Annotated in this window: 5 protein-coding genes and 1 tRNA gene; 4 read left to right on the forward strand and 2 right to left on the reverse strand. The window is 62.4% G+C overall.

Going from position 1 to position 11,048, the window contains the following annotated elements; genetic code table 11:
* Positions 1-198: 198 nt before the first annotated feature.
* The 4 genes from HY962_06940 to HY962_06955 are packed head-to-tail and all read left to right on the forward strand — an operon-like array spanning position 199 to position 9,469.
* Positions 199-3,414 carry a tetratricopeptide repeat protein gene (locus tag HY962_06940; GenBank protein ID MBI5646652.1) on the forward strand — a complete coding sequence of 1,072 codons (3,216 nt, stop codon included), beginning with the start codon at positions 199-201 and terminating at the stop codon, positions 3,412-3,414.
* Complete coding sequence (locus HY962_06945; GenBank protein MBI5646653.1) at positions 3,411-4,079, forward strand: response regulator transcription factor; 669 nt, start codon at positions 3,411-3,413, stop codon at positions 4,077-4,079. The genes HY962_06940 and HY962_06945 overlap by 4 nt, the downstream gene beginning before the upstream one ends.
* Positions 4,076-5,959 carry a hypothetical protein gene (locus HY962_06950; GenBank protein MBI5646654.1) on the forward strand — a complete coding sequence of 628 codons (1,884 nt, stop codon included), beginning with the start codon at positions 4,076-4,078 and terminating at the stop codon, positions 5,957-5,959. The genes HY962_06945 and HY962_06950 overlap by 4 nt, the downstream gene beginning before the upstream one ends.
* 33 nt (positions 5,960-5,992) lie before the next feature.
* On the forward strand, positions 5,993-9,469 hold the full coding sequence (locus HY962_06955; GenBank protein ID MBI5646655.1) for a hypothetical protein: 3,477 nt from the start codon (positions 5,993-5,995) through the stop codon (positions 9,467-9,469).
* 270 nt (positions 9,470-9,739) lie between these two features.
* Here HY962_06955 and HY962_06960 read toward each other — a convergent pair whose 3' ends face one another.
* Both HY962_06960 and HY962_06965 read right to left on the reverse strand, forming a co-directional pair.
* Positions 9,740-10,570 (reverse strand): nuclear transport factor 2 family protein, encoded by an 831-nt coding sequence (locus HY962_06960; protein MBI5646656.1) that lies wholly within the window; start codon positions 10,568-10,570, stop codon positions 9,740-9,742.
* Between the two features lie 406 nt (positions 10,571-10,976).
* Positions 10,977-11,048: transfer RNA gene (locus HY962_06965), tRNA-Gly, on the reverse strand.

The following is an 11,048-nucleotide window of genomic DNA, read 5'->3' on the forward strand; positions in this document are numbered from 1 at the left end:
ATCGTATTTCGTTGTATACTTCCGGTGTTCCCCCCGCACATCTCGTTTTCGCACCTGCCGATCGGAAGTTCTCTCGAACCTCGACCTTCTTCTCATGTCGCACGGTTCCCGCATGAGCCGGCGATCCGATCTCGTTGCTCTCTCCCTGCAACGTCCGGAGAACACGTCCGCGCAAGAACCACTCATGGAGAGTCTACCATGCGTCGTTTCGCTCCACTGGCCCTGACGATCGCGGCCATCATCGTGTGTCATGCCGCCGTTTCGGCACATGCCCAGAACACGAATGTCGACAGCGTGCTCCGTGTGCTGCGCACCACACGTGTCGACACGAGCCGACTCGTGGCGTTGCTCGCCCTCTCCGCCCATTTCTCGCAGCGGGAAACGACGAAGGCCCGGGGCTACTGCGAGCAGGGGCTGCGGATAGCGCGGGCCGCGGGTTCACGACGTTATGTCGGCCGTTTTCACATTCGCATGGGCAGTGTCGCGATGGCGCAGAGAAAATACGCGCAGGCCGAGGAGTACTTTCACCGGGGACTGCGCGATATAACTCCGCAGCGCGATGGCTCCTTCGCGGCCGAGGCATATTACGGCCTCGGGAGGGTGTCCGAAAGTACCGGAAAGCCGGAGGCCGCGCGCGGATGGTATCAGAGGGTTCTCGCGCTCGATGCACTCGCGGGAAGGACGCGCAGCCGGGCGCAGACGCTGAATGCCATGGGCGTCCTCATGGAGAATCAGGCGAAATACGACAGCGCACTGGCCATGCACCACTCCGCGATGGAACTCTTCCGCGAAACGGGCGACAGCGCAGGCGTCGCCGGATCCCTCATCAACACGGGCATCATTCATGCGAAACGGAACCGCTACGCTGCTGCGCGGCTCTGGTTCGAGCGTGGTGTGCAGCTCAGCGAGCGGATCGGACACACGGTGTACCTCCGCAACGGACTGCAGGGACTCGCGAACGTGCTTAAGGGACAGGGGCTGTATGACTCGGCCCTGCTCGTGCTGGAGCGCGGCGTTCAGATCTGCATGCGCCTGGGCGACACGACCGGAGCGGTGGGATTGTACATCACCCGGGCGAACATCTCCGTCGCACAGGCGAAATATCCCGATGCACTTGAGGTGTATCGGCGTTGCCTACGCATCCTCGACGCCAACGACAATACACGGCTCCGCGCGCTTGTTCTCGCCAACCTGAGCGGGGTTCACGCCCAGACCGGTCGCTACGAAACGGCGAGGGAACACGCGGAACAATCAGTCGCGCTCTATCACTCCCTTGGCGATTCCGTCGGTATGATGCTGCCACTCAACATAATGGCACTGATATACAAACACTGGGCGCAGCACGCGCGCGCCATCGATATCATTCGGCGTAATATCGCCCTGGCGCAGGCGGTGGGCCACCGCAGGGAGGAGGCATTATATCTTGGGAATCTCGCAGACCTGCTTGTTGTGACGGGCAGCATCGACTCGGCGTTCGTCCTCCGGCGCAGGGGCCTCGAGATCGCACGCGAATTGCGCGACAGACGTGGTACCGCCGATGCCCTCAACAGTCTCGCGCTGCTCGCGAAGCGGCAAGGGAGGGTCAAGGAGGCGGTCGATATGCTCGAAGAGAGCCTGCGCCTCGCCGAAGGTGCGGGCCATATCCCGGGGATGATCAATGCGAGGGGAAACCTTGCCTCCTTGCTCGCGGAGATGAAAAATTATGACGCAGCTCTGGCCATTTGGGAGGATCTTGTCGCGCATCTGCGGGCGCTGGGTGACGAGGGGCGCCTCGCCACGTGTCTGAAGAACATGGCCAATGCGTACGTGGAACGTGGCCAGAAGGCATCGGCCCTGCCGCTCTACGAGCAGAGTCTGGCATTTTTCGAGAAGGCGCGCGACAGCACCTCCATTGCAGACATGCTGCATACCATGGGCAGCTTGTACCGATTGGAAGATCGGAACGAGGAGGCACTGCGCGCTCAGCAGAAGTATCTGGCGTTCGGCGAGGCGCGTCGGGATCCACTCGTCATTGCGCAGGCACACACGGCGCTCGCGGACCTGCTGGCACGAAACGGCAAGGTGGACGCTGCGCGCGTCCATGCGCTGAAGGGCCTCGCGGTTGCACGCGAGATCGTGCAACTCAAAACCATCATAGACGCCTACGGCTCCCTGCGCCACATCTCCGCTGCGGGCGGTGATTTCGCCGCGGCGTATGAATACTTCACCAAGTACGTATCCCTCAAGGATTCTGTGTACAACGAATCCAACCGAACCTACCTCAACGAGCTGACGGCGCGCTACGAAAACGAGAAGAAGGTGCAGCAGATCGCCCTCCTCGAGAAGGACACGGCCCTCGCCGCCGCGCAACTCGCGCGCAAGCAGAAGGAACTCGCCCTTGAACAGGTGGAACATGAACGCAACCGGCAGATGGCGCGGGTGCTCGCGATCGAGCACCAGCACAAGCTTCTTGAACTCGACAACAGGACCACACAGTTAGAACTGCAGACGCAGCGGCTGCGACTCGCGCAGGTCGAGAAGGACAAGGTGCGGCGCGAGAAGGAGTACCTCGCGACCATCGCATCACGGGAGACGAGCATGCGGAACGGACTCATCGCGGGTATCGCGCTGTTGCTCTTCACCGGGTTCCTCGGTTACAAACGCGTCCAGGCGCGCCGAGTGGAGGCCCAGTTACGCGCGGACGCGGCGGAGCACCACGCGAGGGCGCTGGAATTGGCGTCGGTGCGGCGTGAGCAGGAACAGCAGCACGTCTTCACGCAGGACCTGATCGCCTCGCAGGAGAACGAACGCAAGCGCATCGCAGGAGAGTTGCACGACCACGTCGGGCAGGAAGTGCTCATCATCAAGAATCAGTTGTTCATGGCTCTTGGTGACGACACTCTTTCGGACGAGACAAAGCTGCGACTCGAAAAGGCGACGGCCGTCGCCGCCACGTTGATGGATGACGTCCGGAGCATCTCGTACAACCTCCGTCCGCTCCAGCTCGAACGCGTCGGCCTTACCGCCACGCTGCGCGAGATGGCGCAGGAAGCGCTCGACGCGTCGACGATCGCGGCCCACGTCGAGGTGCAGGATATCGACGGCCTCTTCGACGGGCACGACGACATTCACATCTTCCGCATTGTCCAGGAGGGACTGAGCAACATCCTCCGGCACTCGGATGCGCGCAGTGCAACCCTCGCGATAGCAAATCGCGACGGATACGTCGTGATATCCCTCTCCGACGACGGACGCGGCGTCTCGCCTGCCGCGTCACACAAAACGCGGAGTCTCGGCCTGAAGGGCATGGAGGAGCGCGTCCAGATCCTGCGTGGCTCGATGGCCATCAGATCACCGCACAATGGCGGTACTGTCATCGAGATTTGTCTCCCGCACGGCGTGCGACAGGGTCTCGCAACCCCGGAGGAGGTGTGAGACAGATGGAACAGAAACGTATCGTCCTCGCCGACGATCATCCGATCGTGCGCGAGGGCCTTCGCGAGATCATTGAGCGCGATCACCGTTTCCGCGTCGACGCCGAGGCAGGGGATGGTGAGCAGGCGCTCCGTCTCGCCCGCGAGCTTCTCCCACATGCGGTGATTCTTGATGTTGAGATGCCGAAGATGAGCGGCCTTGATGTCGCTCAGCACATACAGACGCAGGAACTTCCCGTTGCAGTGCTCATTCTCACGATGTTCAACCACGAATCGGTCTTCAATCGGGCGATGGATATCGGCGTTTTGGGATACGTGCTCAAGGACAGCATCGGGCCCGATATCGTTCGCGGTCTCGAGGCAGTGCTGCGTGGCGAGTACTACATCAGCTCCTCGCTTATCCGCCACACTGTGCACCGCACCCGGGGTGGGCCTACGGGGCGGACATCACACGGGCTCGACCAGTTGACTCCCGCCGAGCAAAAAGTCTTCGACCTTATCTCGCAATCGAAAACATCGAATCAGATCGCCGAGGAGCTGCGGGTGAGCCATCGCACGGTGGAGCATCACCGCGAGCATATCTGTCAAAAGCTCAATCTCTCGGGAAGCTACGCGTTGCTGCGCTACGCGCTCGAGAGGCGGGCATTGCCGGGGCAACCGACGTGAAGAATATTTTTCGGTGGCGCTATATACTTTCCCTCGCGCTGTTCCTGCTTCTTTGCGGCAGCGCCTGCGCGCAACAGCCGGACGACGTCGAAACCTATCGCCTGCAACACGCGCGGATCAAGGCCGCGGTGCAGCGGCAGGCGCTTGCGGCACTGCTGCTGTTGCGCCGGCTCGACAGTGTCGGTGCGGAGACACGAGCGGAGCAGGCGAACATTCTCGAGCTTGTCGACATGCAGCGCGAACAGCTCGCGCTGCGCGACGACAGCGCGCGTGCCCTGGCCGCGGCCGCCGCTGAGCTTGCACGGAACGCGCCCGCGGCCACACGCGGTTCCGCCGCGGCCGCACTCGAGGCCATACACGAAGACCGGCGCAGCATCGACACGTATCTCGAATACGTGTCCCTCTTTCGGAAGAAATTTAATACGGCGCCGCACGGTGGGACGGCCGTGTCGGGCCTGCCCGGACCGGTTCAGGGACAGGTGCGTGTCGGCGTGGGTGACGCATCATATACAACGTCCGGACCCGCGGCCGCGCGGCAGCGCACGAGTTCGCGCGCGCTCGACGCAACCGCATCGATGATGTTGTCGGAGCGCAGCACCGCCTCGATGGCACTGCGACATACGGGGACGGTGATGCGCACACCGTACACCTCCACAGATGTGCGCCTCGGCTACGCGTATCGCGACGGCAATGATATATACATCGACAACAGCGCGAGCATCGGTGTGTATTCCGACGAGGCCTTCGCGCAGAACGAGTTCACGCAGTACGTCATGGCGAGTACGCTGCAGGCCGGACTCGGGTCAGGCACGCGCCTCGCCGCCTCCGCCGTCCTCGACGGGAAATCCTATCACAACACGTCCGGCAACAACTTCGGAGGTTTGCGTGCCCAGTCGCGCGTGACTTTCGGCGAGGCGCAGGCGTCCGTTTTTGCCGTGGGGCTCGACGGCGGATATCAGGCGGGGGCGGCCCCGTCGATGCGGTACTCGCGCCTCGCGCCGCATGCGCAGTATAGCATGCGACAGGGGAACGGAGCACTGCATCTGCGCGCCGAAGGTGAGAGCGTGGGTTACACGGGTGACGCGGCGATCAACAATTACTCGCGGGAACAGCTCGAGGCCGTGTGGTCGCAGCCCGCGCTGCAGCGGCGGCTCACGGTGACGGCAAAACAGTATGCGCACAACCCCGCCGCCGATTATCTGCGCGGCGAGTCCGCCCTGCGCTGGGATACACGCGGTGCCGCCACGTCGTACACGTCGGCCTCCTGCGCCGTGACACATTATACGCGGCTCTCGGATTTTGGGAGCGACTTCGGTGACGCGCGTTTTGATCATGCACGCAACGGCGAAACCTGGGCGATCGACGCCCATGTGTACAGCCGCGTCTGGTTCAATCAACGCGACACCGTGCCGCGCGATCATGTGATCGACGCCGTCATGTCCGTCTCCTGGACAACGCCGTACGGACGAATCGGTCCCACTGCCGGAGCGCATGTGCTTCTTCGACCGGGTGTATCGGTGTTTGCGCGTGATGGTGGCAGCTACCGCGCAGGTATTCAGGCCACATCCGATTTTACAGTGTCCATCGTCCGCTGCACGGCCATGCTGCGCTACGAAGTGACACTCGCCTACAATCCGGAACTGAGCATCGACCAAAACACCGGCATCACACGGATCGGAATCCTGCGCGACAGGTATCCGACCACGCTGCAGTACAGTGTGCGCGCATCCGCTCCGGTGTTGCCCGCGCTCGATCTCACGCTCGACGTCCATCACTACACGATACACACGGATATGGATGATCAGACGAGCATCAATCCCGTCACGCGCAGATCCCAATTCTCCATGCTGCTGGGTGCGCAGTACCGTTTCGGCCTCTGAATCCGAACCCTCCATCGCGCAGAAAGCCCCCCGATGAACACACATACACGCTTCGTCTCCGCCGCGCGCATCGTTCTCGCCGCCGCATGTCTGATCTGGCCGTGCACGCTTCTTCACACACAGAGTATCATTGCGACAAAGACGGAACTCGCGTTCGGGCGTGATCCGACGGCGCGTTTTGTTCCGCTGCTGCCGGGTGTCGCGGCTGTCGATCCGGGCAGCGCGGTGCTCACCGCGTCCACGCCGCTCGTGTGGAGGCATCCGAGCACCGGGCGACTCTACGCCGATGTCGCTTCAGGCACGATCGTGCCCGGGCAGTTGCTCGACGGCGATCTGCTCGCGGCCTACGGCTGCCAGTCCAGCATCCGCTACGAAGCGCCGAATCATCCGTACATCATACAGAGTATTTCCGAGGGCGGCACCGTGCAGGTGGGGGGCGCGCCCTGCGGCACCGACACTCCGGTGTTTGTTGAACTCGCCTTCGGGCGGCCGCGCATCGGCATCACACTCGCCGGCGGCGCAGGCATGCTGCGTCTCGGAGTGACAAACACGTTTGTGTTTACACTGCCCGCACCGATGTCACTGCCCGCCACGCTGCGCGTGGACTTCGGCGTCACCGTGGTCGAGGGCGCCCGCACGGGCCGCGTGCTCGATTTTCCGATGACTACAAATCCCCTGATGGCGACGGTGTTTTATCCCGACAACGGCGCGACGGGGGCGTTGGTGCAGGCAGTCGCAACGACGGGCTTGTTCTTCGCCACAGCGCCCGACGCGATCAATGGCAACGGACTCGCTTCGGCGGGCTCCACGGTTTCGGGAAGCGCATCCTTCGCGGCGGAACGCGCGCCCGAGGGACGTGCCGCACTGACGGTTGTTGTGATGGCGATGCCACGGCTTGTGCGCAGAAATGGCGAGGTGCTGCTTCAGTACACCGTCACGAATCCTTCCACCGTGCCGGTGCGCAATGTGACCGTGTTCGACAATGTCGCAGGGTCGCTCGATCCGATACCCGTTTTGGGACCGGGCGCAATGATACAGGTGTCGCGCACCATCCGACCCGGTCGCAGCACACGCGTCGCGCCGCGCGTCTCGGGTGTGGATCCTCTCGACGCGCCAGTGTCGGCCTCTGGCGACGAGGTCGAGATCACGGTCATCGATCCGTCCATCTCACTCAACTACTTCGCACGTCCTTCCGAAACGGGCCGCGGCACAGCGGTGACATTACAATACGACGTGACAAACAACGGCGATACCGAGCTGTCGGGCGTGACGGTGACCGATGCGACGTTCGGCGGTACCTTTGGTCCGGTGTCGATTCCCGCGGGCGAGAGCCGTTCCTTCTCGCAGCAGGTGACCATACCCGCGTCCACGACCGGGAGACGTATCAGCTCCACCGCCACGGTTGCCGCGGTCGCGACCCTCGATCCCGCGGGACCGGCCCTCGCCGCGCAGGACGATGAGACCATCACCTTGTTAGACGCGGACTTCCAACTCGTCTGCAGCACCGACAATGCAGCACCGGCGCAGGGCGCAAAGATCATACACACAGTGCGGGTCACCAACAGCGGCGACGCGGCGCTCAACGTGTCGCTGACTGGCGCGCTGTTTCCAACGCCAGTGGCGGTGGGCTCGCTCTATTCCGGTGAGTCGCGTGAATTCACACGCGACGAAACCGTCACCGCATCGGCCACGCACACTTTCACGGCTACCGCCACCGATCCGTGGGGCGGCGTGCTCACACGCTCCTGCGCCACGACGTACCGGGTCTCGACACCGAACCTCTCGGTGACGATCAAGGCCAACGGCGCGGGTGGCAGCGTGAAAGTCGAGAAGGACGCGGAGGTGCAGTTCGATATCTCCATCGAGAACACAGGCGATTGTGAGCTGCGCAACGTGAAGGTGATACTCGACGGAACCGAGGTGGCGCGTTTCGACGCCGTACCTGCGGGGGGCGGACTCACGGCGAACGGCGGCACAAAACGATTCGCCCAGAGCGCGCTTGTCTCCGTCACCGTGGCCGCCAATGTGCCGGGTTCGGTGCATGGCATCACACGGGTGGACAGGGTGGATGTGCGCGTGTCCGAAGGCCTGCTCTCGGACGCGCTCGCGGGTGTGCTCGGCAACGCCGAGGCGCTGCAGAATCAGATCACCGTCTGTGAAACACGCCTCAACGCGTTGAAGCAGGAGTTCGCCGCCCGCCGTGCCATGTTGACATCGTCGGGAGCGGATCCCTGCGCGGACGCTGCCTTCAAGGCCATGCTCGCCGAGGCGAAGGAAAAAAGTGATTGTATACAACGGAACATCGACGCGCTCGCAAAAGTATATAACAACGATCTTCTCACCGCGGCGAAGACCGTGGCCGACCGCGACAAAAGGCGCATCGAGGACATCGCGTCGTTTATCATCGAGGCGCCCGGCCGCCGTTCCGACGCGCAGACGACCTTTTCAGGCATGCAGAACGCCTGGGATGCGCTTGTCTGTGATCCGGGCACCTGCCCCGAGGGCAAGGAATGGAGCGCGAAGCTCGGTACCTGCGTGGATCTCGCAAGCGCCATCGACAAGACGAAGGAAGGCGCGGAGGACGATCCGTGCGGCGCCGCGTGGCGGAAGAAACTTGTCGCTACCATCGAATCGGCCGTGGCGGAGGCGTCGACGCTTCGCGCGGAATTCCTCGGCAAAAAGGAGGCGTGTATGCAGGCGATACGTGCACAGAACGCACATCCCTGCAATGACACGCGTATCGCGGCCGGCTTTGTGGGCTGCGAGAACGACATGGAAACATATACAAATCTTGTGCAGCGGAACGAACCCGCATTCACCGAGACATTGCTGACGATGGAACTCTGCAGCGAAAAGGGAATCGGGAACATGACTCCCGCGCTTGTGACGCAGATGCTGGCCTCGCTCGGCCGCATGAAGGGCGAGATGCGCAGCGGGCTCGACGAATTACGCGCGGAATTCGCGCGGCACAATTGTGATCTTGCGGAAGTGCGCCAGCGCGGGAACAGCATCGCCGGCAACGACGGGGATCCGAACGTGATCGGCGATGGCGGCAACGGTGCGCAGGAAATATGCGGCGACGGCCTCGATAACGACGGTGACGGCCTCATCGACGAGGGCTGTGATCAATCCGGCAACACCAACGTGACGGTGTACCTCTTCGATTCGGGCAGTCTCAAGGACGACGCGTTTTCACTGCGCGTGAGCGGACGCGGGGAACTCGGCACCACACCACCCGGAGGCGCGCGCACTTATCCCCTGACGTTGTCGCCGGGTGATTACTCCGCGACAGTCACCGTCCTTCTCGCCCCCGACAACACCGGCACCTTCACCATCACAATCACGCAGGGCGGAAGCATCCTCGTGTCGCAGAGCGACTCGCCCGTGCAGGGTGGAGTCGTGGTGATACCGTTCCGGGTCGCAGCACCTTCAGCCACACCAGCCGGAAACGAACCGCCCGTCTTCATCGACATGGAGTCCATCCGCTTCCAGGAAGGACGGCGGCAGTAAGGAGGAGGGGACGGGGGACGGGGGACGGGGGAGTAGGGACGGGAGACGGGGGACGGGGGAGTAGGGACGGGGGACGGGGGACGGGGGACGGGGGAGTAGGGAGTAGGGAGTGGGGAGTTGGGAGTTGGGAGTAGGAGCGGCGTGGCGTGTCCTCACCTTGCTACTTTGCTACATTACCACCTTGCTACCACCTACCATCTACCATCTACCACCTACCATATACCATCTACCATCTACCATCTACCATCCCATCCCCCCTCCTCGTACAGTCTACTGCTTGTCCGGTATCTGCGTGCCCTGCGTTGCCCACACCATCCAGCGGCCGTCGCGTTTGATGTAGGAATCGGTGAAGCGGATGCGCATGTCGAAGGACTTGCCGGCAGCGTCTTTGCCGCGCACGCGGTTGATGCCCGTGACGATAGCGGCGTTACCCTCGACGCGCACACGCATGTCGGAGAGATCGAGTGCTTCGACTTGGCGTTTCGAGGTGGTCACATCGGCGATATCCTCGGCCTTGTTCGATATCGCGCCCGTGCGGCTGCTGACGCTGGAGTAGTCGGACGCAAAATTGCGCTCGAACCATTTCACATCGCGGCGCAAGTCGGCGTCGTTCCAATCCTGCTCCATGTACAGCAGGAACTGATAGTCGTCGAGCGCGTTCGAGACGTTGCTGACAACCTTCCACTGGCCGCCGCGGCGCTCGAGGAAGTGGACGCTGCGGCTGTACTCCATCTCCTCCTTGCCGTCGACCATCGCGGTGGAAGTGTTCCGGTGTGTGATGGTGGCGGTGTTTTCGGTGCAGGAAATGAAGTAGTGGTCCGCCACCGTTTTACCCGCCGCCGCCGGATTCTTCCGCCTGCGCTCGGCCTGCGCCATAAGACCTTCCAGCACCTCTTTCTTGGTTCGAATGCCGCCTGCCCCCATGTTCACGCCGTCGTCGGCGAGCACATTTTCCAGATAGGCGCGGTCGCCGCGCTCCGCGGCCTCGCCCCAGGTCCTGTCGAATTCCTCGAGCTTCTTTTTCTCGGCATCGCTGCACTGACTGTTTGCGGTGAACGACGCGACCATGGCAAGGCAGATGAAGAAGATTATGTGTTTCACTATGTCCTCTCTGTATATGGAGGGTGGGATACGCGTTCGCGGTCCGCGTTGAAGGAAAGAACCGTGCGTGTCACGGTCGGGAATGTATGGGAGTGAATCATGAGTACCCCTGTGTGTGTGTTGTACAACAGTCGCCGCCGGATTTTCCGCCAGGAGACAGCGGAGGGCAGGGAACGGGATGCGCGCGCACAAGACAGACCGGCACCGGATCCGCGTTTTCTTGATACGCGGCCGTAGAAACCCTGCACAGCAAAAATTAGGATGAAGTATGTCGCATTATACGACCCCCACCGCCCGTTGTCAATACCCTGTGCCCGTTGAATCAGTCTTCCCCGGCGTCGTGCAGCATGCGATCCACACTGCGCAACTAATAAAAAAGGCCCTCTTCGGAGGGCCTTGCTGTGTGAGCGGGAGACGGGACTTGAACCCGCGACGTCCAGCTTGGGAAGCTGGCATTCTACCACTGAATTACTCCCGC

This window comes from Ignavibacteriota bacterium (assembly GCA_016218045.1).
Lineage (GTDB): Bacteria > Bacteroidota > Ignavibacteria > SZUA-365 > SZUA-365 > JACRFB01.

Coding starts and splice junctions, on each gene's coding strand:
- HY962_06940 (MBI5646652.1), top strand. CDS start 199: ATGCGTCGTTTCGCTCCACTGGCCCTGACGATCGCGGCCATCATCGTG.
- HY962_06955 (MBI5646655.1), top strand. CDS start 5,993: ATGAACACACATACACGCTTCGTCTCCGCCGCGCGCATCGTTCTCGCC.